Below are 23,135 nucleotides of genomic sequence, written 5' to 3' on the forward strand. Positions count from 1 at the left end.
AACAGTTTATAGGACGCTAGCATGACCGTTGTAAATAACTCCTTGTTTTGCATCAACGGTTATTTCTTGACCCTCTTTTAACAAACCAAAAGCATTATCTACCCCTACAACCACAGGGATGCCTAGGTTTAGACCAACAACAGCCGCATGGCTAGTTAATCCACCTTCTTGGGTAATCACAGCAGCACATTTTTCAAGCGCCGGAATCATGTCACGATCCGTACCGATCGTTACCAAAATGGAACCTGGTTTTACCTTCTCTAAAGCTTCTTTGGCATCATGTGCAATAACCACTTTACCAAACGCAGACCTACGGCCAATTCCTTGTGCTTTTGTAATGATATCTCCAACCACATGAATTTTCATTAAGTTCGTGGTACCAGCTTCACCGACAGGCACGCCTGCTGTAATGACTACTAAATCACCACGGTTTACTATACCGCTAGTTAAGCTCGCTTCAACCGCGTTATCTAGCATTTCGTCAGTTGTGGTCGCAACATTGCCAAACTGCGGGTAAACACCCCATACAAGGGATAGACGACGACAAACTTGCTCAATAGAAGTTACCGCAACAATCGCTGCTTTCGGGCGATATTTAGAAATCATTCTTGCTGTGTGTCCACTTTCTGTTGGGGTAATAATGGATTTCACTTCAAGGTTTAATGCAGTGTGTGCAACAGATTGTCCAATTGCGTCAGTCAGATTATGCTCTGTATCTTTACTGCGGCTTGAGAGAATTTCTTTGTGATCTAATGCTGATTCTGCTCTGGAAGCAATATTGTGCATAGTTTGGACAGCTTCGACTGGATATTGACCAGCAGCTGTTTCACCGGAAAGCATAATCGCATCGGTACCGTCGAAAATCGCATTCGCTACATCACTTGCCTCAGCGCGAGTAGGTCGTGGATTCCTTTGCATCGAATCAAGCATTTGTGTTGCTGTAATGACAGGCTTCCCATTCTCATTACATTTCTTAATTAACATTTTTTGAACTAGTGGAACTTCTTCAGCTGGAATTTCTACCCCTAAATCACCACGCGCTACCATTAAACCATCTGAGAATTCTAGGATTTCGTCAATATTATCGACACCTTCCTGATTCTCAATTTTAGGGATAATATGGATATGCGCTGCGTTATTCTGTTCTAAAAGCTGACGGATTTCTACTACGTCCTTAGCACGTCGCACGAACGAGGCAGCAATGAAATCAATTCCTTGTTCAATTCCAAAAAGAATATCTTGTGTATCCTTTTCTGTAATACCTGGCAAGTTAACCGATACACCTGGTACGTTCACACCTTTTTTATTTTTCAATGTACCACTATTTAGAATTTTCGTATGGATCTCTTTATTTGATTTATCTACTTCCGTAACTTCCAGACCAATTAAGCCGTCATCTAAAAGAATTTTAGATCCAACATGAACATCATCAATTAATCCAGCATATGTAACAGAAAACTTATCAACGGTTCCTTCAACTTCCGTCATAGAGACAATAATATTTTTTCCGGCCTGTAGCTCAATTGCACCGTTAACCATATTATTCGTCCGAATCTCAGGACCTTTCGTATCAAGCAGGATTGCAACTGTTTTACCAGTTAGTTTCGCTGCTTCACGGATATTTTTAATGCGTGCTCCGTGTTCTTCAAAATCACCATGTGAAAAATTCAAACGAGCAACGTTCATACCCGAATTAATTAATTGAGTTAATTTTTCCACACTTTCACTTGCAGGACCGATTGTACAAACAATTTTTGTTTTTCGTAACATCCGTGTTTTCCTCCTATATTAAAAAAGCTCATAAAGTAATTCTTAAATTTTAATATCCTTAAATAGATAATTCCATCGAAAGTTTATATAAATCAAGGTCTAAAGTATGTTCACGACCAAGTGCCTCAATGATGTCATAGTCCACCAGTTGATTCTTCTCAATCCCTACCGCACGACCGCCTTTGCCTTCAATCAAAAGTTCAACTGCTCTGGCTCCTAATCTACTAGCTAGGACTCTGTCTGCCGCTGTAGGTGAGCCACCGCGTTGAATATGCCCCAAGACAGAAACTCTAGTGTCAAAGTTGGTTGCTTCTTCTACCTGCTTACCAAACTCTACACCACTGCAAACACCTTCTGCTACCACAATAATACTATGCTTTTTACCACGTTCGTTCCCTTTTCGAAGTTTGTCGACAATATCATCCATGTCATACCCTTCTTCAGGAATCAAAATTGTTTCTGCACCACCCGCTAGACCAGCCCATAAAGCAAGGTCCCCCGCGTTTCGTCCCATTACCTCAATGACGAAAGTTCTTTCATGAGATGTTGCGGTATCCCGAATTTTATCTAATGAATCAATTACTGTATTTAATGCTGTATCAAAGCCAATAGTAAGCTCTGTTCCAGGAATATCATTATCAATCGTACCAGGAACCCCCACACACGGATAGCCATGTTCTGTTAAAGCCTTCGCCCCACGGTAAGAACCATCGCCACCGATTACCACTAGTCCTTCAATTCCATGTGCTTTAAGCTGTTCAATCCCTTTTTGTTGTCCTTCTTTTGTTTTAAATTCTGGACAGCGAGCCGATTGAAGCATGGTTCCACCGCGTTGAATAATATCACCAACCGAGCCTAACTCGAGTTTTTTAATATTACCAGATATTAACCCCGTGTACCCTCCATAAATACCATACACTTCTAAATTATGATAAATGGCCTTCCGTACAACAGCACGAATTGCTGGATTCATCCCTGGAGAATCTCCACCACTTGTAAGAACTCCTATTCTTTTCATTGCTATCACCTCAGTTATTTAATTGGGAAATTATGTATAAAATCCAAATGTTGTAAAAATAAAGGAACGATGAGTTTTATAAATTACCTCTTTTATTATTTACATAAAACCCGCGAATATTTATAAAATAACATGAAGAAATAACTATAACAACCTTATGGTATTAGTAAATATAAGAGACGGAATAGTCAGTAAATTGAAAACGTTTCATCCTGAGATGTAAGCGCGAACATTGGTTTTTTTGTGGAATTCTCGTGAACATTTTGTGAAAAGGTCAAAAAAAAAGTGCCCATAAATATGAGCACATTATATTAGTTAACACCAATGTAATCATTAATTGTGGCAAATTCACCAATTGTTCTGAAACGATTATAACGATCAGTGATAAGATCCTCCTCTGACAGCTTAAGAAGCTGCTCCAAGGCTTTCTTCAGTACATGATCGATTTCCTCAGCTTGTTTCATGACGTCCCTTTGAGCTCCACCTTTAACTTCTGGAATAATATCATCAATGACACCTAGTTCCTTTAGATCAGGTGCAGTTATTTTCATCGTTTCGGCTGCATTTTTAGCTAACGATGCATCTTTCCACAAAATAGCTGCTGCACCCTCCGGAGAAATAACCGAGTAAGTTGAATTCTCAAGCATATATATCCTATTACCTACTCCAAGTGCAAGAGCACCACCGCTGCCGCCTTCACCAATCACGATACAAATTACAGGAACCTTTAAACCAGCCATTTCAAACAAATTTCGTGCGATTGCTTCACTTTGTCCACGTTCTTCTGCGGCCTTCCCAGGATAGGCACCCTTTGTATCAATGAAACAAATAATCGGACGATTAAATTTATTCGCCTGATTCATTAATCGAAGTGCTTTACGGTATCCTTCTGGATGTGGCATTCCAAAGTTTCTACGAATATTCTCTTTTGTATCTTTTCCACGCTGGTGACCAATGACTGTAACTGGTAATCCTCTATATTTAGCAACACCGCCTACGATTGCCTCATCGTCAGCAAAGGTACGGTCTCCATGACATTCAAAGAAGTTCTCAAACAAATAGGGAATATAATCTAATGTTGTCGGCCTGTTAGGAAGACGAGCAATTTGTACTCGGTCCCATGGCTTAATATTTTCATAAATGCTCTGCTCGAGTTTTTCAAGTCTTTTTTCTAATTTTTCAATTTCTGAACTTAAATCAACATCAGCTGTTTTGGTGAACTCCTGTAACTCAGAGATTTTCTTCCTTAATTCGATTACGGGGCGTTCAAATTCTAATTCTCCTACCATCTGAGCACACCTCCAGGTTGATGGATTTCTAGAATATTGGTGATTTTCTCGATTAATTCCGTGCGATGGATGATCGCATCCAGTTGCCCATGCTTTAAAAGAAACTCGGATGTTTGAAAATCCTCTGGCAATTCTTCACGGATGGATTGCTCGATTACTCTTCTCCCCGCAAATGCAATGAGCGCACCAGGTTCGGAAAGGTTAAAATCACCTAATGACGCAAAGCTCGCGGAAACCCCTCCAGTTGTAGGATGAGTCATAATTGAAATGATTAGGCCGCCATTATTACTAAACTTCTTTAACGCCACACTAGTTTTTGCCATTTGCATTAAACTAAGTGCACCCTCCTGCATTCTGGCCCCGCCTGATGCCGTAAAAATTATAAAAGGGACATTTAACTCATCCGCTTTTTCAATAGCTTGTGTAATTTTTTCGCCGACAACAGACCCCATGCTCCCCATTCGGAACGAAGCATCCATGATGGCAAGAACAATTTTATACTCGTTAACTGTTCCAATTCCAGTTACAACAGCTTCATTTAATTTGCTTTTTTCCCGATCTTTTTCAAGCTTTTCAAGATAGTCAGGAAAATTTAATGGATTTTTAGAAATCATATTTTCATTAAATTCTACAAAGCTTCCTTCATCAATGAAACTGTCTAAACGTTCCCTAGAGTTCATTGGAAAATGATGTCCACAATGCAAACAAACCTTTAGATTTTTTAACAATTCTTTTGTATACATGATTTTCTTACATGAAGGACACTTTGTCATTATGCCTTCAGGAACATCATGTTTTGCATTTTCCGTCGGTATTTGAGCGTATTTCTTCTTTTTTGTCTGGTTTTTTGAAAAAAGATCTTTAAGCGCCAAAAATTCTACCTCCTTTGTGTTACGGTAACGCCAAATGGCAAGTTTCTCCAATTAATACATAATAAAAGTTTTTCTATTATTGCTTTACTTCATACCTATTAGCTTTCCATCGGTGGTCAGACCACTAATAGTTAAAAAACACCTTGTTTTCTTGGGCTTGGATAACCTTCACTATAAGATAAAATGCGTTCAAAGTCTGTTAGTATTTGTCGTTAAAAACTGACAAATTCCGTAGCTTGTAATAAGCAGTCAATATTTTTGCTTCATTCTTATCGGATAATGCCTCAAGTAAGAATACATAGTCTTCACGAGAATAGATCATCTTACTTGAATCCAGAGAATAGTAATAATCCTTTAAGATGGACCAAATTCTAGCGAAGAGGTGGTTATCAGCTATTTCAACTATTTGATAAAAAAAATCATTATCATCTATAATCCCTTGCTGATCCAACCATTTTTTTAAGTTCACAATACTTTGATCATCAATTTTATGAATGGCTAATCGAAGGCAATCCATCTCAATAAAGTTCTTTGTTTCAAACACGTCTCGTTTCGCTTTTTCATCTTGTAAAATAAATGTACTAAGCAACTGAACGAGATGATTCCCCCTAAAATCCCGAATAAACGTCCCTTCACCACGCCTAGTTTCAATTAATCCAAGCAGTTCTAATGCTCTAAGGGCCTCTCTAACGGAAGAGCGCCCGAAATTCAGGCGCTCAGACAATTCTCGTTCAGAAGGAATCTTATCCCCAGTTTTTAAACCATCAATGGTAATCATTTCTCGTAGTTGCTTAACAATCTCTAAATAAACCTTAGTATTGTTTACCACTTACGTATCACTCACTTTTACCAATAATAGCGAGCCTCTTTGTTTTTTCCTTTACTTCTTCTGGATCAACCTTAATGCGGGCAACACCTGTTTCCATCGCTGCTTTTGCCACAGCTGCGGCTACATCAGGTGCAACTCTTGGATCAAAAGGTCCTGGAATAACATAATCAGCATTAAGTTCATCTGAACTGATCAGGTTGGCGATAGCTTCTGCTGCCGCGACTTTCATTTTTTCATTTATATGTGTAGCGCGAACATCGAGTGCACCACGGAAAATTCCTGGAAAGGCTAGAACATTGTTAACTTGGTTTGGAAAATCTGAACGTCCAGTTCCCACCACTTTTGCTCCTGCAGCTTTTGCCTCATTTGGCATGATTTCAGGGTCCGGATTGGCCATTGCAAAAATAATAGAATCAGAATTCATGGATGCAACCATTTCTTTAGAAAGTGCACCTGCAACGGAAACCCCAATAAATACATCAGCACCCTTGATTACATCTTCAAGGCTTCCTGATAGGTTATCCCGATTTGTAAACTTTGCAACTTCTGCTTTCACGGAATTCATACCTTGTGGACGCCCTTCATAAATAGCTCCTTTGGTATCACACATAATTATGTCCCTTACACCATAACTATATAACAATTTAATAATTGCAATCCCAGCAGCTCCGGCACCGTTTGCAACTACTTTAATTTCAGTCATTTTTTTGCCAACTAGCTTCAGTGCATTAACAAGCCCTGCTACCGTAACTATAGCTGTACCATGCTGGTCGTCATGAAAGATAGGAATGTTTGCTTCCTTTTTCAATCGTTCTTCAATGACGAAACAATTTGGAGCAGCAATATCTTCTAAATTAACGCCGCCAAATGTAGGTTCAAGCAATTTCACCGTTTCAACAATTTTGTCTACATCGGTTGTGTTTAAACAGATTGGAAACGCATCAACACCAGCAAAACTTTTAAACAACACCGCCTTACCTTCCATTACAGGAAGGGCTGCTTCTGGTCCAATATTCCCCAGTCCAAGAACAGCTGTTCCATCGGAAACGACGGCAACCATATTCCCTTTCATGGTATATTCGTAAACCAATTCTGGTTTTTCATAGATATCCTTACATGGCTCTGCAACACCTGGTGAATAAGCTAAGCTAAGATCATGTGCATTTCGGACTTGAACTTTTGATTTCGACTCTAACTTTCCCTTATTAATTCGATGCATATGTAATGCTTCTTCACGTAATGTCAAGATATCCACCCCTCAAATTTTTACAGAAATTTACAAACATCCCAATTATGCAGCCCGCTATTTTTGGTGGTCAGACCACACTTGTCTCATTATCACTATAACATATCTGTGATAGTTGTAAAGAATTATTCCTTTAGAACGACATTTTTCGGCCCTAGTATCTCTCTTAATAATTGCAATAATTCAAGGGTAGGATTGATATTATTTTCATCACCTAACTTTATTGTTTTTCGGCTTATTTCATAGTGTAAAATGACAGATGCAGTTCCTTGGTTTTCTTTAATTAGTTGGTGAATCTGCTGAAGAAATTTGTCATCTTGTTTTTCCTCTATTATTTTCAAATATAAAATTGATTGCTTACGTATTTTTGTTTTTAGCCACTCATCTATATGAAAAACTTGTTGAATGATAAATTGCAGTTTTCCATCACGTTCTTCGATTTTCCCTTCAAGCAATGTAAACTTCCCATGGCCTAATAAGTGCGAATATTTCTTGTATACATTAGGAAATGCGACGGCTTCCATTTCACCGCTTGAGTCACTTATTGTTAAAAAAGCCATCGAATCACCTTTTTTGGTACGAATTGATTTCATCGAGGTGATATATACTCCAGAAGATACCCGCTGATTGTTATGATTTATTCCAAATAAGGAGTGTGCACCACTTCGCTTCAGCTGCTCTTCGTAAATAGATACCGGATGGTCAGATAGATAAAAACCAAGTGCCTCTTTTTCAAATGTCAGCTTATTTTCCTGGCTGATTGGATCGACTTGCATATATTTCGGCTTGGGCATGAACTCATCTTCAAATAAATCAAATTGGTTATTGTCAGCTGGTTTAAATATTTGTGCATGTTCCAGTGCTACATCTAAACTTGCAAGCAAAACGGCACGGTCTTCACCAAATTCGTCAAAGCAGCCAGAATGAACAAGGAACTCGAGCGTTTTTCGATTGATGGCTTTAGGAGATACCCGAATACAAAAATCAAATAAGTCAACAAACTTTTTCTTTTTCCTAGCCTGAAAGATTTCTTTTAAGGCAGCTGCCCCTACACTTTTTATCGCTGCCAAGCTGAAACGGATTCCTTCTTGCTCAACTTGGAAGGAGTAACCGCTGTAGTTGATGGATGGTGGCAGGACTGTGATATCTTTTTGTTTCGTTTCCATCACGTATTGTGCTATTTTCGTATCGTTTCCAATTGCCGAGGTAAGCAGGCCTGCCATAAAATAAACCGGATAATTTGCTTTTAAAAAAGCCAATTGATAGGCAATCATACTATAGGCAACTGCATGACTTCGGTTAAAGCCATAGTTAGCAAAGCGAACGATTAAATCATAAATATCATTAGCCAAGGTAAGTTCATAACCCTTTTTTAGGGCCCCTTGAACAAAATGACTGCGCTCTTTATCAAGAATATCTTTTTTCTTTTTCCCAACAGCCCGTCTTAGTAAATCGGCTTCACCCAATGAGAATCCAGCCATCTTTGAAGCTATTTCCATTATTTGTTCTTGGTAGACAATAACACCATATGTATTCTCAAGGATTGGCCGTAAATCAGGGTGTGGATATTCAACTTTCTGATTACCGTGTTTCCTATCAATAAAGAGCGGGATATTTTCCATTGGTCCTGGGCGGTATAAAGCATTGACTGCAACAATATCTTCAAATCGGGAAGGCTTTAGACGAGTTAGAACCTTGCGCATCCCTTCTGATTCAAGCTGAAATACACCTGTTGTTTCACCTTTGGCTAGCAGGTTAAAGGTCAATTTGTCATCTAATGGTATGGAACCCATGTTTATTTTCTTACCTGTTTTCCGTAAGATCGAGGTTACTATTGAATCGATCAATGTAAGGTTTCGCAAGCCAAGAAAGTCCATTTTTAAGAGGCCGATTTCTTCCAGATGTTCCATTGAAAATTGCGTTAAATATACATGGTTAGACCCTCGTTGGATGGGGATTAAATCTATGAGCGGCTTCTCACTTATTACTACACCTGCTGCATGTGTGGAAGTGTGGCGCGGCAGTCCTTCTAGTTTTAAAGCTGTTTCAAAAAGGTGTTTATTCATTGGACTTTCATTAATAAACTTTCTTAGGGCTTCTGATTCCTTATAGGCACCTTTAAGGTCGATTCCTAATCGTGACGGAATCATCCTTGATACATGTTCAAGTTCCTTAGAATTTAATCCGAATACTTTCCCAATATCTCTAAGTACTGCTTTGGCTGCAAGCGTTCCAAAGGTAACGATTTGTGCGACATGCAGGTCCCCGTATTTTTCAGCTACATAGTTAATCACTTCATCACGCTGGTGGTCTGGAAAATCAATATCTATATCCGGCATAGAAATTCGTTCAGGATTTAAAAACCTCTCAAATAGTAGATTATGCTTTAATGGATCCACATCTGTAATGTATAAAACATAGGCAACTAGTGAACCCGCTGCTGAACCCCTTCCTGGCCCAGTTAAAATCCCATTCTCGCGTGCGTATTTCATAAAATCCCAAACAATTAAAAAATAATTGCTAAACTTCATCCGTTTAATGACTGCTAATTCATAGGACAACCGTTCAAAATGTTCCTGTGTCGGAGAGGAAAACCGTTCACTTAATCCCTGTTTGCACAACATATCAAGGTAGTCCTCAGCAGGAATCCCTTTTTCCGTTGGAAATGCAGGCAAGTAGGTTTTATTTAGCTCAATGTTAAATTGACATCTGTTGGCAATCCGGATTGTGTTTTCTAATGCATCGGGGATATCAGAAAAGCAATCGATCATTTCACTTGCAGTTTTTAAATAGAACTGATCGTTTTCTAACTTTTCTCTGTGGTCATCTTGCAATTTATCACCATTTTTAATTGCTAACAAACACTCATGAGCAAACATATCTTCTTTTTCTAAATAATAGACCTGATTTGTGGCTACCATTGGGACATTCAGTTCATTTGACAAACAAGCTAGCTTATTTCTAACTTTTGTTTCTTGTTCGAGTTGGTGATTTTGAATCGCTAGGAAAAAGCTAGCGTTGCCAAAGATGGAATCTAGTTTTTTAATTACTTCTTTAGCCCTTTCCTCGTTGCCATTTAAAAGTAACTGTTCAATTTCTCCGTCGAGCCCAGGAGTAATTGCTATGAGACCGTCTGAATAATGTTTCAGCCATTTTAATGGGATTCCATGATCCGTTTTAGTTTGAACGGTACTAGATATCTTTAAAAGATTTCTATAACCTTGATCATTTTCAGCGAGTAAGACTAGTGGATAGGATTCATTTGAGGTGTAATCACTTTCCACATCTACTGTTATCCCGATAATAGGTTTCAAATTATTTTTTTTGCATAACTTATAAAATTCAATGGTTCCGTACATGACGTTTCTGTCCGTTAAAGCGATGGCAGAAAACCCTTTTGTCTGTGCATTTTTTATTAAATCTGGGATAGATGCCGTACTTGATAATAAACTATATGCACTATATACATGCAGGTGAATAAAAGACATATTGTCACACCCTTAATTCGATAATCTCTCCCTCTATTATAAAACTTAATTGCAAAAAAAGAAAATATGTTCTCATTTTTATTAGAAAAGCGGAAGCGCCTTGTTCAGAGGCGTGAGTCTAGACAAGCCGTCATGAAGGTTGCTTTTTAACCTTCATGACGGCTTGGCTTATGCACCCGAGCCCCTAGGCGCTGTAGCTAGACAATTCTTAATTCATATTTCCACATGTTTGTCCATATACATGAGTATTAGGTAATGACTACGTGTAGAGGCGGTTGACATGATGAAAGAGATTGGTTTTTTTCCTGCTTTTATTGAAAGCTACTTTATTGCCTTGGGAGTCGTACTTGGCGGATCACTAATTGGGGGGATTGCTTCTTTCCTAACTGGTCAGCCGCCGTTGACAACGGTATATCGTTTATCTTCAGCACTTAGAATCTGGGCCATTGTATCCGCCATTGGTGGAACGTTTGACGCAGTTTATACGTTTGAAAGGGGCTTATTTAACGCAGATACAAAGGATCTTTTTAAACAATTCTTATTAATCCTCTCTGCCCTTGGCGGTGCCCAGACCGGAGCTCTAATTATTAATTGGTTAACCCAGGAGCATATCTCATCATGAGAATCCCTCCTTTATATCGAAAACCTGCCTGGCAGCGTTTTTTTGCTGGAATGGCCGTTGGGGGAGCGATTAGCTGGTGTATTTTTTTATATATTTATGGAGTCTGGCAGGAGGAGAACACCGAATTAATCCGGAAACAAGCACAGGAGATTGTTGACTTAAACGAGGAGAAAAAAATTTGGCAAGAAGAATATAAAGAGATCAATAAGCGGAACATCGAACAGCTTACAGTACAAAAAATCAATATTCGAATTACAAACTGGGAAAAATATAAATTAGATTCGTTAAGTGTTTTAGAGACAGAAGACTCAGTGAAGGATGACATTAGTATGATGCTTGCAAAGGATATTGAAACAGTCTATAAAAGTAAAGACCTTCTGAAAAAGATTATTGAAAATAAACCAGTAAAAATAAATGATAAAAGGTATAAACTAAAGGTTAAAGAAATGGCATTTTTTACAAACCTATCTATTCAATTAGAGATTCAATTTGAATAATAAGAAATCGGCCCCTTCTACGAGGGCCGATTTTTCTATTTGCTTAAAGAATAGTTTTCACAAACCTCACCAAGTGCTTTCAATACATCATCCACTTCGCTCCAAGAATAGATGGAGGCTCCGGACGCTAGTGGATGTCCTCCTCCTTTGAACTTTCTTGCAACTACATTTATCACCGGGCCTTTGGAACGCAGACGTACTCTTATTTGCTCGTCTTCCTCAATAAAGAATACCCATGCCTTAATCCCTTTTACATTCCCTAATATTCCGACAAGCAGTGATGCTTCTGCTGGTTTTGCATTGTATTCTTTAAGAAGTTCTTTGGTTAATTTAACTGAGGCAACACCGTTTTCCTGAAGTTCAAAATTTTGAAGTATATATCCGTTTAATTTAACGATATTGAGATCTAATTCATACATCTTGTCAAATAACTCGGTACGAGAAAAATTATAATGGATCAATTCTCCAGCATAGCCCAGCGTTTTTTCTGTTGTACTTGGAAATAGAAATCTGCCCGTATCGCCGACTATTCCAGCGTACAAAAGTCTCGCCGCTGAATCGTTCATTTTTAGCCCTTTAGCTTGTCCCTTTAAATAAAATTCATAAATCATTTCGCTGCATGAGCTGGCACTTGTATCCACCCATAGTAAATCACCATATGGGTCTTCATTCGGGTGATGATCAATTTTTATCAATTTATCACCAAGTGTGTAGCGTTTGTCACAAATTCTTTCCGCATTTGCAGTATCACAAATGATCACTAATGCACCCTTGTAAACTTCATCTTCAATCACATCCAGCCTGCGCATGTAATGAAGAGTTGGTTCTTCTAGACCAACAGCATAAATCTTTTTATCTGGAAAGGATTCTTGTAAAATGGCTGCCAAGCCGCCTTGTGAACCATATGCATCCGGATCTGGACGGACGTGACGATGAATTATAATGGTTTCATATTTTTCAATCTCTGCTAATATTTGCTCAATCATGGGCGCTTCTCCTTTACCAACTCATAAACCATGGTGGTATTTTTTTGTTTTTACAGGTACAATAATAGAAGATTTTCTATGCTTGGAGGAAATAATATGTTTGTACTTGTTATATTAATTGCTATACTCTTTGCTTTCTACCTATTTTATAAAACAAAATACATCAGAAGCAACCGTTTAGTAGAAAAGAAATGGCTTGCGGCTAAATCAAATATTGCATTAGGGCTTTTTGTCTTTCTATTCGGAGTCAATCACATGCTATTTATTTCTGAAACAACGGTTATGTATATTGTTGCGGCAGTTTTTATTGTTTATGGTGCAATATTCAGCTGGATCGGTTTCAAGAAATACAAACATTACCTTCCTTTCGCAATCGAGGAAGCAAAAAATTTTGAACTGCAAAAATAAAAATCTGAAGCCGCTTCTCTATGAAGCGGCTTTGTTTTATACCGATAACTGTCTAGCTCCAGCGCCAAGGCGATGGAGCTTTTCTTTCTAACTTCTATCCAGAAGTTGACACATCATCATCGCTTTCCCGACTAATACGCCTTCATTGAAAACCTCAACATCCACTTTTCCAAATTTGCGCCCTACTTCAAGTACTTTTGGATAAATTTCCAAAGTACTTTCCATCTGAACTGGTTTAATAAAGTAAATGGTCATATTTTCAACGACAAGGTCACCTTTTTTATAGGATCGTAAGACTCGGTTCGCAGCATCTGAGACAATGGTAGTAAAAACACCGTACGAAATGGTTCCCAGCTGGTTTGTCATTTGCGGTGTTACTTCACAAGAGTAAACCTCTTCTCCTTTTGCTCTCCCTTGCATTAATACCATTTGATTGGTAACGATATCATCAATGGTTTCCCCAACCTGTGGCTGCCGTTGGTTCATTTGTAAGGCCTTTAATACATCCTGCCTGCTGATGATCCCTTCTAGCCGATTAGCGTCATCCGTAACAGGGAGAACTTCAATACCTTCCCAGACCATGGTATGAGCTGTTGAGGCCACACTTGTTTTCCCATTAACAGACATTGGGTGTTTGGTCATAATCTTATCGATAGATGTATCCATACCTTGACCTAAAATATCCTTACTCGTAACCATCCCTTGGATTTTCATGTTTTGATCGACAACAGGATAGCGGCTGTGGGCAGTTTGTTGGTTAAATTCGTGCCATTTGGACACCTTATCCGTGGTTTTTAGATAAAAAGTATCGGCTAGCGGTGTTAAAATATCTTCAACCAATATTATTTCTTTTTTAATCAATTGGTCATAAATCGCCCGGTTAATCATTGTAGCAACCGTAAACGTATCATAGCTTGTTGATATTACCGGTATTTCGAGTTTATCAGCCAGTTTCTTAATATGTTCTTCCGCATCGAATCCCCCGGTAATAAGTACAGCGGCGCCTGCTTTTAAAGCTAGTTCATGTGCCTGTGTCCGGTTACCCACGATTAAAAGGTTGCCTGCCTCTGTGTAGCGCATCATGGCTTCTAATTTCATCGCACCAATCACAAACTTACTTAATGTTTTGTGCAACCCTGTTCTTCCGCCTAACACCTGTCCATCAACAATGTTTACTACTTCTGCAAAAGTCAGCTTTTCAATGTTTTCTTTTTTCTTCCGTTCGATTCTAATTGTTCCAACACGCTCGATGGTACTGACATATCCTTTATTTTCCGCTTCCTTAATCGCTCGGTAGGCTGTACCTTCACTTACAGTCATCGCCTTAGCAATTTGCCTCACAGATATTTTTTCCCCAATTGGGAGTCCATCTATATATTGTAAAATTTGTTCATGCTTTGTGGCCAAGACCTTCACCCTTTTTATAGTCAACTTCCAATCATTCAATTACGAATAATCTGGATTACATATAAATTTTATTATAGAGTGTTAAAAGCCTTGATTCAATGCGGATTCTCACATTGACCTTAATTCTCAATAAAAGGACCTGGATTTCTTCTTTACTCGTCGATCTAATTGAGGTTTCTGTCCTTGCTTTTTTGGGCTATAAAGCAAGCCTGTTAGATTTCCGGCAATGACCATTAACGCAAATGCGAGCCAAGCTAATGAAAATATCCCTTCGGCACCATCGGCATGAATCGATAAGCGCGGGGCTCCATAATACAGTAAGAAGCCACAGAGTAACAGGCAAAGTAAATATCTGTTCTTTTTCATCTTAATTTCCTCCCCTAAAAAGACTGCTTGTTTCATATTTATGCATGGGGGAGAGAAAAAAGTATGTAAATCACCTAGAACATTTAAATTTCGATTGCTTCGCCCGCCTGGAGTACTCTACCGTTTTTATCTTCAAGCATCTCAATAAACTTAAATGGATCCTGTTTAATTGGCGGGAAGGTATTGAAGTGAATTGGTACCACTGTTTTAGCTTTTAGCAGTTTAGCTGCGTATGCTGCATCCTCAGGACCCATGGTAAAGTTATCACCAATCGGCAGGAAGGCAACATCGATAGGATGGCGTTCACCAATCAGCTTCATATCTGAAAATAGCGCTGTATCTCCAGCATGATAAATGGTCTTTCCTTCATTCATAAATAAAATCCCAGCAGGCATCCCACAATAGATAATTTCATTATTTTCTGTTGTATAGCTTGAACCATGAAAGGCTTGTGTTAATTTAACTTTGCCAAACTCAAATTGATGGGCCCCGCCAATATGCATCCCATGGGTATTCACTCCCTGCCAGCTTAGGTAAGTTGAAAGCTCATGGTTAGCTACAACGAGGGCATTATTTTTCTTTGCTAACTCGACCGTATCCCCAACATGGTCGTTGTGTCCATGCGATAAAATAATGACATCAGGTTTTGTTTCAACCACTTTCAAGTCTGTTAATTGGTTACCATTAATAAATGGATCAATTAAAATTTTCTTTCCATTTGTTTGGATTTGTACTACTGAATGTCCGTGATAAGATATTTTCATCACAATCGCTCCTCTCGTTTCCTCTATTACTTAGTTCAATACAATAACTGGAATCCCTTCCATAATCTCTAGTATATTCCTGAAAAATCGAATTTAAGCAAGAGGAATTAAATGCAACGAAAGTTTACTTTTCATGTTTTAATTGATAATCTCAAATAGGATATGAATTACATAGGGGGAGTTAACATGAATCAACGATTAACGAAACTTCAATCATGGATGAAGGATAACGATATAGAAGTTAGTTTTCTAACCTCTTCTGAGAATGTATTTTATTTAAGCGGATATTACACCAATCCACATGAGCGGCTGCTCGCACTTGCAGTCTTTCAGACGGAAGAGCCCTTCCTTGTCTGCCCTGCAATGGAAGTACCTGATGCCAAACGGTCAGGCTGGGACCATGAAATTCTTGGTTACAGTGATATCGAAAACCCATGGGAAATGATTTTAAATTCTATTAATAAAAGAATAAAGGGCGTATCGAAAGCAGCGATTGAAAAAGAACATATGAATGTAGAACGCTATGAAAATCTCTCTAAATTATTCCCACAAGCATCTTTTGTTTCTGCTGAAGAAAAATTACGCATGCTTCGAATGATTAAAGACGCCAAGGAACTAAAAATTATTGAAGAGGCTTGTGCCCTTGCCGATTTCGCTGTTGAATTCGGGGCTAGTGAAATTAAGGAAGGAAAAACAGAGTTAGAAATTCTAAATGCCCTAGAGTACGCCTTAAAACAAAAGGGTGTTACAGAAATGTCGTTTTCGACCATGGTTCTTGCCGGAGCCAATGCCGCTTCTCCTCATGGAAACCCTGGGGAAACAAAAATTCAAAAAGGGGATCTTGTCTTATTTGATTTGGGTGTGGTTGTTGACAGGTATTGTTCTGATATCACTAGGACCGTGGCTTACGGAGACATTAATGACAAGCAAAAGGAAATCTATGACACCGTATTAAAAGCACAGCTTGCTGCTATTGAAGCAAGCAAACCAGGTGTAACAGCGGCAGAAGTAGACTTGACTGCCCGTCGAATTATTTCAGACGCAGGCTATGGAGACTATTTTCCACATAGACTCGGTCATGGCCTCGGAATCAGCGTCCACGAGTACCCATCACTAACAGAAACCAACCAGCTCATTATTGAGGAAGGTATGATTTACACAATTGAGCCAGGGATTTATGTACCAAGTGTGGCAGGGGTACGGATTGAAGATGATTTATATATTACTGCTGATGGAGCAAAAGTTCTCACAAATTTCCCGAAAGAATTACAGATCATAAAATAATGTAATTTGTAATTTTTTACATTGAAATTTAGAAAGAAATGATATATTATACTTATACAAGCTGCGTTGTTCGTAGTCATAATAAAGTTTTAACCTTTAAGCTGTAAAAGGGAGTTTAACCATTGGAACTGGAATGACAAGCCTCTGTCTATAAGACTTGGAGGACATGCAGGAAGGGTTTCTGAGAACACCCACTTTGAGGAGTGGTGGTTTAAAACTTTCTTATATTAATACGGCAAATGCGGCTACATAGTATGTATTTCAAACCAGTTCCTTTTAGGAGCTGGTTTTTATTTTATAAAAAAAGTAGAGAAGGAACATTCACATCCCTCCTCTTCGTACTAAATTATTATTTTTCCAGCAATGTTTTTGTATCTAAGAATTCCAGCCCATGTGCTTCTGCGACTGCTTGATAGGTTACGTAGCCGCCAAGTGTGTTGATTCCTTTTAACAATGCTTCATTGCTAAGACAAGCTTGTTTGTAGCCTTTGTTGGCAATGTGCACGGCATATGGAACAGTTACATTTGTTAAGGCGATGGTAGAAGTCCTTGGGACCGCACCCGGCATGTTTGCAACTGCATAATGGACAACATCATGTTTCACATAGGTTGGATTATCGTGCGTGGTAATCCGGTCAGTGGTTTCAAAAATCCCACCTTGATCAATTGCAATATCCACAACGACACTGCCTGGTTTCATCGATTGAATCATTTCTTCCGTTACGAGTTTCGGGGCTTTTGCTCCTGGAATTAGAACTGCGCCAATCACCAAATCTGAATCCTTCACTGCTTCAGCGATATTATAAGGATTGGAAATAAGGGTCGTTACATCTGATCCAAAAATATCATCTAATTGACGAAGTCGATCCGGATTTAAATCAATAATGGTCACTTTGGCTCCCAAACCAATCGCCATTTTAGCTGCATTCGTTCCAGCCACACCTCCGCCGATAATAGTAACCGTTCCTCTTTGAACCCCCGGGACACCAGATAGTAGAATTCCCTTTCCCCCATGAACTTTTTCAAGAAATTGGGCTCCAATTTGAGGTGCCATTCTGCCAGCTACCTCACTCATCGGCGTTAACAACGGTAAACTTCTATTTGGTAACTGAACAGTCTCATAAGCGATGCCTATTACTTTATGATCAATTAATGCTTTTGTTAATTCTGGTTCAGGTGCAAGATGTAAATATGTAAATAAAATTAATCCTTCACGAAAGTATTTATATTCGCTTGGAAGCGGTTCTTTCACCTTCATCACCATTTCCATGGACCATGCTTCTTCTGCTGAATCTACTAATTTTGCACCTGCTGATTCATAATCCTCATTTAAAAAACCAGATCCAAGCCCAGCTCCATTTTCAATAAAAACCTCATGACCAAACTTAACCAGGTTAACTACTCCAGCTGGTGTCATGGCTACACGGTTTTCATTATTTTTGATTTCTTTAGGTACACCGATTCGCATGTGTTTACCTCCAAATAAATTCAAATTAGTAAAATTAACCAAGGCAGTTTTATTATAACCTTTTTCCCAAGTAAGATGTACCCTTGTTGTGTTTAACTAAATACATTTGATTTCGACAAAAAATAAAGCAAAAGCCTTGCCAAATGGCAAAGCTTTTTTTCCATTAATACCAAGGATAATAAGGGTATGGGTATGGGTATGGGTATGGTGGATAGTAAGGATATCCGTATCCGTATCCCCAACCTGGGGTTAATAAGGCACCTGCTGCTAACCCCGTTAAGAATGGGAACCCAAAACCAAAGCCAAATGGTCGGCCAAAGCCAAAACCAAATGGTCGGCCAAAACCAAATCCAAAGCCTGGGCGTCCAAAACCACCAAATCCAAATCCTGGACGGCCAAAACCGCCAAATCCAAAGCCCGGACGGCCAAAACCACCAAAGTGGCCAAATCCTCCGTGGAATCCATGTATCCTTTCATCTGCCGGATCCACCATATTATAGTTCACATCTACGTTATTGGGCGTTACATACATTTCTGTACTCATGTTTCTCCTCCTCATTTTATTAATAGACACACTAAAGAATATGCATAAGTAAATGCACATTCTTGGGTATTGGCCCTTATTTACAAAAAATCCATGTCATTTGTCCACAAAAAAAAGACTATCCATATAAGGACAGCCCCTCCATACCATCAACAAAATTAGCTCTCGGTTCCAGCAAAATCGGCACTATCAGCAATTGCTGTGCCTTCGCCAATAAATCCACTATTATATGAATCCATAATTTGCTGGCTTACTTCATTGGTCCCATGCTCATTAAATTCAAATACAAACTTTTTGTTTTGTTCATTTTTTCCCATCATTCAAATCTCCTTTCCATTGAAGGTTACCTCTATATTGTTCGAAAAGTTGCAACAGTTATTCCTTGTTAAATAATGTATAATTTAAGTAAGGAGATGATTAATCATGGGACTTAAATATAGAAATATTTTAGTCGCTATTGATGGTTCAAAAGAAGCTGATTGGGCTTTTAAAAAAGGGATTGAAATGGCCAAGAGAAATGATGCCACCCTATTATTAGTCCACGTTATTGACACTAGAACATTTGCATTAATTGAGGCTTATGATACGGTTATTGGAGTTCGAGCAGAAGAACTGGCAAAAGAAATGCTTGAAAATTACCGAAAGCAAGCCGAGGATGCAGGCTTAACTAACGTGCAATATGAAATTGATTATGGTTCTCCCAAAATACGTATACCTAGAGATTTAGCTAAAAAACACGAAGTAGATTTGATTATCTGCGGTGCAACTGGATTAAATGTTGTCGAGAGGTTTTTTATCGGCAGCGTTTCTGAACATATTACTCGTTATGCACATTGTGATGTTCTTGTTATTCGCACAGAAAAAGATATAGCCTAAGATAGAGTCGAAAAGCACGCAGCTGATTTTAAGCTTCGTGCTTTCTTTACAAATTTAAAAAAATAGGTTTGTAGTGAATGAGTTGTAAATGTATAGTAAAATAAAATGTAGTCAATCGGATTGGAGGCAATCGTATGGAAGAATATTTTTCTTTTGATCATCGCCTTGGGATTCCAGTGCCCGAATTAACTTTGGAATGGGACCAATACAGCGAGGAAACACAACAAAAGATTCTCTTTTACTGGGAACAAGTCCGCGGTTCGATTCCAGACCGGATTAGTGAAATTGAAACCGAAATTAATTTGAAACAAGCACTTCTCTCCAATGAAAGTAATTTTCCTCGTTCATGTCAACTGAATACGGAAATTGCGGAACTCGCTTCCATTATTAATGATTTATGGCTATGGTACCGAGCAAACGAAGTTCTTTCAACAAAAGTCCATCAATAGAAAACTCCCTTTTCATCGAAAAAGGGAGTTTTCTCTATTTATAGGTCTTTTTGTATTTCTCTTACTACATGCCCTAGTTCAGGCAGAATTAACTTATTCATTGCGAGCTTTACAGCGCCTGTAGAGCCCGGGGTAGAGAATATTGCTTTATTTTTTACCACCCCAGCTATGGCCCTTGAAAGAATGGCTGCAGAACCAATATCTTCTTGAAAACTCAACATCCGGAATATTTCACCAAAACCGACAATCTCTTTATCAAGTAATTTTTCTATCGTCTCAATAGTTACGTCACGCTTGGCAATCCCCGTTCCGCCATTTGTTAAAATGACATCAATTTCTCCCCTTGCACATCCTTTAACGATTTCATCTTGTATGGGCTCTGCTTCATCTTTTACAATGACGTAATCAACAATCTTGTGCCCTGCATGTTCGAGCAAGTCGATCATTAACTTTCCACTTTTATCTGTTTCCTTCGTTCGTGTATCACTAACTGTTATAACTTTGCAATGAATTATTCTAGGTGCGGCCTTTTTATGTTCTTGAGTACTCATCCCATTAACTCCTCTTTTTCACGTAGGTAACGAAGTTGATAATATTTATGAGCTACGTCCGTTACTTTTCTAGTTAACTGATAATTAGCACCAGCACCAATGGCCATGCTGACTAGCGGTATTCCTTGAATCGTTTTTTTTCTAAACAGCGCTATGACCAGCGCCTTCATAAGTTGTTGAACCGGTTGTTCAAGCCAGGTGATATCAGTTATTTCTTCATTTCCTTCATAAAAATAATAGTCTTCTTGCGCCTCTAATTCTTCCATCAGGGAAGTCCAGCCTGCTCTTTGCAGTCTTGGGGGTAATGTAGCCGTGTGAAAGACTTTTAGAGAGGTCATCATTTCAAATGGGGTATTAACTTCCACCCCGTAAGTCATCGCTATTAATTGGACTACCCTTAAATTAATCACTGCTATCGCTGGTATATCTGTGCTTAATAGCAGCGGACCACCAGTCCCGGCTAATCCCCCTTGCGCAAAGGAATAAAGACGATGACGGGCAATTTGCTGCTCAGCAATATATTGTAATTGTTCAATGCTTAATTTTTTTAGATCTTCAATTGTTTCTAGATCCTTATGAAAGATTCTCCCCGATGAAAGAATTCTATCCTTTGCATCCATTTGCAGTTGAGAGCCTTGGATTATGCTATGTAAATGAAACAGCCAGCTATCGATTACCGAAAAGAATTGGCTTTGAACCTTATCAGGCAATAATGAGAATGATTGTTGCAGAAATTTTTCATAGGTTAATTGGAAATCATTCGGCTCGAATTCAAATAAATTTCTTTCCCAATCCTGTATTTCATTCAAGACCATTTCTTCACGGTCTGTTAATGGCATGTTTGATTCCTCCCACGGCAAGGCTTTCTTTTTCAAGTATATCATAAAGAATTACCTTGATAAAAAGACAAAAGGCAAAAGCTATGCCCTAGCTTTTGCCTTTTAAATATTGGCTGTGTCAAACGTGTCTGTTAATTTCCGTTCCAGGCACTTCGCTTTCCGCGGGCGTGCCGGGGAGCCTCCTCGTCGCTTTGCTCCTGCGGGGTCTCCCCTGCCCCGTACTCCCGCAGGAGTCTTCGTGCCTTCCACTCCAATTAACAGAGTGCCAAAATCACATTAACCTTTAACACAGCCTAAATATTATCGATTAATGAATGTCACTAAGACGTACAACGTCGCGGGCAATCATTACCTCTTCGTTTGTTGGGATGATTAATACTTTTACTGGTGAGTGTGGGTAGTTAATAAATGCTTCTTCGCCTCTTACTTTGTTAAGAGCTGGATCCCAATAAACACCCATAAATTCTAGACCTCTTAAAACATTTTCCCTAATAGTGTCACTATTTTCCCCAATTCCTGCTGTGAAAATAATAGCATCGACACCGTTCATTCGTGAAGCATAAGAACCGATGTATTTATGAATTCGGTTAGCAAAAACATCCAAGGCAAGCTTCGCGCGCTCATTGCCTTTTTTCGCTTCAATTTCAATATCCCGTAAATCACTTGAGAAACCGGACATAGCCAGCATACCACTCTTTTTATTAAGTACATCAAGTACTTCCTCAGCCGTTTTATTGGTTTTTTCCATAATATACGGAATCAATGCTGGGTCAATATTACCTGAACGAGTACCCATGGTCACCCCGGCAAGTGGTGTAAAGCCCATGGATGTGTCAATTGACATACCGCCTTCAATTGCTGCAATACTTGCACCGTTTCCTAAATGACAAGAAATTAGACGTAATTGTTCAACAGGTCTGCCTAGAAGTTCTGCTGCACGTTGTGAAACATATTTATGAGAAGTTCCATGGAAACCATACTTACGAATACCATACTTTTCGTAATACTCCATTGGTAAGCTGTATAGGTAAGAGCTTTCTGGCATCGTTTGGTGGAATGCCGTGTCAAATACAGCTACTGCTGGAACATTAGGTAATACGCTCATGAAAGCTTTGATTCCAGTTAAATTTGCTGGGTTATGCAATGGCGCAAGTTCAGATAATTCTTCAATTTTATTTAACACTTGGTCAGTGATCAGCACAGAATCGGTAAATGTTTCTCCACCATGAACAACACGGTGTCCAATTCCAACAATCTCATTAAGAGATTTAATAATTCCTAAAGTCGTTAATTTATCTAAAAGCATTTTTACAGCGACTTCATGATCAGGAATATCAATTATTTCTTGAATTTTTTCACCTTTAACCGTTATATTAAAAATTGAATCATTTAAACCGATTCTTTCGATTAATCCTTTTGTAATGACATCTTCACTTGGCATTTCAAACAATTGAAACTTTAAGGAAGAACTCCCCGCATTAATTGCAATAATTTTTGACATATCGTTACCGCTCCTTTTATATAACAACACTGGTTTGGCATTTTTTTGAGTAGTACAACAT

At 38.7% G+C, this 23,135-nt stretch carries 24 protein-coding genes and 1 other RNA gene; 7 read left to right on the forward strand and 18 right to left on the reverse strand.

The window, feature by feature from the left end:
• Positions 1-6: 6 nt before the first annotated feature.
• The 7 genes from pyk to dnaE all read right to left on the reverse strand — a co-directional run bounded on the left by pyk (position 7) and on the right by dnaE (position 10,512).
• The gene (pyk, locus tag FS608_RS03775; protein WP_144547905.1) at positions 7-1,770 is read right to left on the reverse strand and encodes a pyruvate kinase; all 1,764 of its coding nucleotides are present in this window, start codon (positions 1,768-1,770) and stop codon (positions 7-9) included.
• A 58-nt stretch (positions 1,771-1,828) separates the two neighbouring features.
• Positions 1,829-2,788 (reverse strand): 6-phosphofructokinase, encoded by a 960-nt coding sequence (gene pfkA, locus FS608_RS03780; protein ID WP_144547906.1) that lies wholly within the window; start codon positions 2,786-2,788, stop codon positions 1,829-1,831.
• Positions 2,789-3,099: 311 nt separating this feature from the next.
• Positions 3,100-4,077 carry an acetyl-CoA carboxylase carboxyl transferase subunit alpha gene (accA, locus tag FS608_RS03785; protein ID WP_144547907.1) on the reverse strand — a complete coding sequence of 326 codons (978 nt, stop codon included), beginning with the start codon at positions 4,075-4,077 and terminating at the stop codon, positions 3,100-3,102.
• Complete coding sequence (gene accD / locus FS608_RS03790) at positions 4,071-4,949, reverse strand: acetyl-CoA carboxylase, carboxyltransferase subunit beta (protein WP_144547908.1); 879 nt, start codon at positions 4,947-4,949, stop codon at positions 4,071-4,073. Before accD ends, accA begins: the two co-directional genes overlap by 7 nt.
• Positions 4,950-5,148: 199 nt before the next feature.
• Entirely contained in the window at positions 5,149-5,778 is a 630-nt protein-coding gene (locus FS608_RS03795) for a FadR/GntR family transcriptional regulator (protein ID WP_144547909.1), read from the reverse strand.
• A 7-nt stretch (positions 5,779-5,785) separates the two neighbouring features.
• Positions 5,786-7,024, reverse strand: a complete 1,239-nt coding sequence (gene ystJ / locus FS608_RS03800; protein ID WP_144547910.1) for an NADP-dependent malic enzyme — start codon at positions 7,022-7,024, stop codon at positions 5,786-5,788.
• A gap of 125 nt (positions 7,025-7,149) precedes the next feature.
• Complete coding sequence (dnaE, locus tag FS608_RS03805; RefSeq protein ID WP_144547911.1) at positions 7,150-10,512, reverse strand: DNA polymerase III subunit alpha; 3,363 nt, start codon at positions 10,510-10,512, stop codon at positions 7,150-7,152.
• Between the two features lie 280 nt (positions 10,513-10,792).
• Here dnaE and ytrH point away from each other — a divergent pair, with 280 nt between their 5' ends.
• Together ytrH and ytrI are read left to right on the forward strand one after the other, a co-directional pair.
• On the forward strand, positions 10,793-11,134 hold the full coding sequence (gene ytrH / locus FS608_RS03810) for a sporulation membrane protein YtrH (protein WP_180230121.1): 342 nt from the start codon (positions 10,793-10,795) through the stop codon (positions 11,132-11,134).
• Entirely contained in the window at positions 11,131-11,631 is a 501-nt protein-coding gene (gene ytrI / locus FS608_RS03815; protein WP_144547912.1) for a sporulation membrane protein YtrI, read from the forward strand. Before ytrH ends, ytrI begins: the two co-directional genes overlap by 4 nt.
• Positions 11,632-11,666: 35 nt before the next feature.
• Here ytrI and FS608_RS03820 read toward each other — a convergent pair whose 3' ends face one another.
• Complete coding sequence (locus FS608_RS03820; protein WP_144547913.1) at positions 11,667-12,617, reverse strand: DHH family phosphoesterase; 951 nt, start codon at positions 12,615-12,617, stop codon at positions 11,667-11,669.
• A 96-nt stretch (positions 12,618-12,713) separates the two neighbouring features.
• Here FS608_RS03820 and FS608_RS03825 point away from each other — a divergent pair, with 96 nt between their 5' ends.
• Positions 12,714-13,025 carry a YtpI family protein gene (locus FS608_RS03825; RefSeq protein WP_144547914.1) on the forward strand — a complete coding sequence of 104 codons (312 nt, stop codon included), beginning with the start codon at positions 12,714-12,716 and terminating at the stop codon, positions 13,023-13,025.
• An 87-nt stretch (positions 13,026-13,112) separates the two neighbouring features.
• Here FS608_RS03825 and FS608_RS03830 read toward each other — a convergent pair whose 3' ends face one another.
• The 3 genes from FS608_RS03830 to FS608_RS03840 all read right to left on the reverse strand — a co-directional run bounded on the left by FS608_RS03830 (position 13,113) and on the right by FS608_RS03840 (position 15,562).
• A complete protein-coding gene (locus FS608_RS03830; RefSeq protein ID WP_144547915.1) occupies positions 13,113-14,432 on the reverse strand; it encodes a CBS domain-containing protein in 1,320 nt (439 codons plus the stop codon).
• A gap of 126 nt (positions 14,433-14,558) precedes the next feature.
• On the reverse strand, positions 14,559-14,798 hold the full coding sequence (locus tag FS608_RS03835) for a hypothetical protein (RefSeq protein WP_144547916.1): 240 nt from the start codon (positions 14,796-14,798) through the stop codon (positions 14,559-14,561).
• Positions 14,799-14,881: 83 nt separating this feature from the next.
• Entirely contained in the window at positions 14,882-15,562 is a 681-nt protein-coding gene (locus FS608_RS03840; protein ID WP_144547917.1) for a metal-dependent hydrolase, read from the reverse strand.
• A 186-nt stretch (positions 15,563-15,748) separates the two neighbouring features.
• Between FS608_RS03840 and FS608_RS03845 the strand changes: the two genes are divergently transcribed.
• Together FS608_RS03845 and ssrS are read left to right on the forward strand one after the other, a co-directional pair.
• Positions 15,749-16,846, forward strand: coding sequence for a M24 family metallopeptidase (locus FS608_RS03845; protein ID WP_144547918.1), 1,098 nt, complete (start codon positions 15,749-15,751; stop codon positions 16,844-16,846).
• Positions 16,847-16,901: 55 nt separating this feature from the next.
• Positions 16,902-17,098: non-coding RNA, 6S RNA (ssrS, locus tag FS608_RS03850), on the forward strand.
• Between the two features lie 97 nt (positions 17,099-17,195).
• On the opposite strand, the gene ald is transcribed toward ssrS, so the two are convergent.
• From ald to FS608_RS30055, 3 genes are all read right to left on the reverse strand, one after another.
• Positions 17,196-18,314: an alanine dehydrogenase gene (gene ald, locus FS608_RS03855; RefSeq protein ID WP_144547919.1), complete on the reverse strand. Its 1,119-nt coding sequence runs from the start codon at positions 18,312-18,314 to the stop codon at positions 17,196-17,198.
• A gap of 163 nt (positions 18,315-18,477) precedes the next feature.
• Complete coding sequence (locus tag FS608_RS03860; protein WP_186328581.1) at positions 18,478-18,858, reverse strand: hypothetical protein; 381 nt, start codon at positions 18,856-18,858, stop codon at positions 18,478-18,480.
• A 158-nt stretch (positions 18,859-19,016) separates the two neighbouring features.
• Positions 19,017-19,175, reverse strand: coding sequence for a hypothetical protein (locus tag FS608_RS30055; RefSeq protein ID WP_222127299.1), 159 nt, complete (start codon positions 19,173-19,175; stop codon positions 19,017-19,019).
• Positions 19,176-19,281: 106 nt separating this feature from the next.
• Between FS608_RS30055 and FS608_RS03865 the strand changes: the two genes are divergently transcribed.
• The gene (locus FS608_RS03865; protein ID WP_144547920.1) at positions 19,282-19,734 is read left to right on the forward strand and encodes a universal stress protein; all 453 of its coding nucleotides are present in this window, start codon (positions 19,282-19,284) and stop codon (positions 19,732-19,734) included.
• A 134-nt stretch (positions 19,735-19,868) separates the two neighbouring features.
• A complete protein-coding gene (locus FS608_RS03870) occupies positions 19,869-20,183 on the forward strand; it encodes a hypothetical protein (protein ID WP_144547921.1) in 315 nt (104 codons plus the stop codon).
• A 38-nt stretch (positions 20,184-20,221) separates the two neighbouring features.
• On the opposite strand, the gene FS608_RS03875 is transcribed toward FS608_RS03870, so the two are convergent.
• The 4 genes from FS608_RS03875 to FS608_RS03885 form a co-directional block, all read right to left on the reverse strand.
• The gene (locus tag FS608_RS03875; protein WP_144547922.1) at positions 20,222-20,734 is read right to left on the reverse strand and encodes a MogA/MoaB family molybdenum cofactor biosynthesis protein; all 513 of its coding nucleotides are present in this window, start codon (positions 20,732-20,734) and stop codon (positions 20,222-20,224) included.
• A complete protein-coding gene (locus FS608_RS03880; protein WP_144547923.1) occupies positions 20,731-21,573 on the reverse strand; it encodes an EcsC family protein in 843 nt (280 codons plus the stop codon). Before FS608_RS03880 ends, FS608_RS03875 begins: the two co-directional genes overlap by 4 nt.
• A 102-nt stretch (positions 21,574-21,675) precedes the next feature.
• The gene (locus tag FS608_RS30685; protein WP_222127300.1) at positions 21,676-21,822 is read right to left on the reverse strand and encodes a hypothetical protein; all 147 of its coding nucleotides are present in this window, start codon (positions 21,820-21,822) and stop codon (positions 21,676-21,678) included.
• A gap of 58 nt (positions 21,823-21,880) precedes the next feature.
• Entirely contained in the window at positions 21,881-23,074 is a 1,194-nt protein-coding gene (locus FS608_RS03885) for an acetate kinase (protein WP_144547924.1), read from the reverse strand.
• Positions 23,075-23,135 lie beyond the last annotated feature (61 nt).

Source organism: Bacillus sp. X1(2014), assembly GCF_007678255.1.

Coding starts and splice junctions, on each gene's coding strand:
- FS608_RS03865 (WP_144547920.1), top strand. CDS start 19,282: ATGGGACTTAAATATAGAAATATTTTAGTCGCTATTGATGGTTCAAAA.
- FS608_RS03870 (WP_144547921.1), top strand. CDS start 19,869: ATGGAAGAATATTTTTCTTTTGATCATCGCCTTGGGATTCCAGTGCCC.
- FS608_RS03820 (WP_144547913.1), bottom strand. CDS start 12,617: ATGATTGAGCAAATATTAGCAGAGATTGAAAAATATGAAACCATTATA.
- FS608_RS03840 (WP_144547917.1), bottom strand. CDS start 15,562: ATGAAAATATCTTATCACGGACATTCAGTAGTACAAATCCAAACAAAT.
- FS608_RS03875 (WP_144547922.1), bottom strand. CDS start 20,734: ATGAGTACTCAAGAACATAAAAAGGCCGCACCTAGAATAATTCATTGC.
- FS608_RS03845 (WP_144547918.1), top strand. CDS start 15,749: ATGAATCAACGATTAACGAAACTTCAATCATGGATGAAGGATAACGAT.
- FS608_RS03825 (WP_144547914.1), top strand. CDS start 12,714: ATGTTTGTACTTGTTATATTAATTGCTATACTCTTTGCTTTCTACCTA.
- pfkA (WP_144547906.1), bottom strand. CDS start 2,788: ATGAAAAGAATAGGAGTTCTTACAAGTGGTGGAGATTCTCCAGGGATG.
- FS608_RS03835 (WP_144547916.1), bottom strand. CDS start 14,798: ATGAAAAAGAACAGATATTTACTTTGCCTGTTACTCTGTGGCTTCTTA.
- FS608_RS03880 (WP_144547923.1), bottom strand. CDS start 21,573: ATGCCATTAACAGACCGTGAAGAAATGGTCTTGAATGAAATACAGGAT.
- dnaE (WP_144547911.1), bottom strand. CDS start 10,512: ATGTCTTTTATTCACCTGCATGTATATAGTGCATATAGTTTATTATCA.
- FS608_RS03885 (WP_144547924.1), bottom strand. CDS start 23,074: ATGTCAAAAATTATTGCAATTAATGCGGGGAGTTCTTCCTTAAAGTTT.
- ytrI (WP_144547912.1), top strand. CDS start 11,131: ATGAGAATCCCTCCTTTATATCGAAAACCTGCCTGGCAGCGTTTTTTT.
- accA (WP_144547907.1), bottom strand. CDS start 4,077: ATGGTAGGAGAATTAGAATTTGAACGCCCCGTAATCGAATTAAGGAAG.
- ytrH (WP_180230121.1), top strand. CDS start 10,793: ATGATGAAAGAGATTGGTTTTTTTCCTGCTTTTATTGAAAGCTACTTT.
- ald (WP_144547919.1), bottom strand. CDS start 18,314: ATGCGAATCGGTGTACCTAAAGAAATCAAAAATAATGAAAACCGTGTA.
- pyk (WP_144547905.1), bottom strand. CDS start 1,770: ATGTTACGAAAAACAAAAATTGTTTGTACAATCGGTCCTGCAAGTGAA.
- FS608_RS30055 (WP_222127299.1), bottom strand. CDS start 19,175: ATGGGAAAAAATGAACAAAACAAAAAGTTTGTATTTGAATTTAATGAG.
- FS608_RS03860 (WP_186328581.1), bottom strand. CDS start 18,858: ATGAGTACAGAAATGTATGTAACGCCCAATAACGTAGATGTGAACTAT.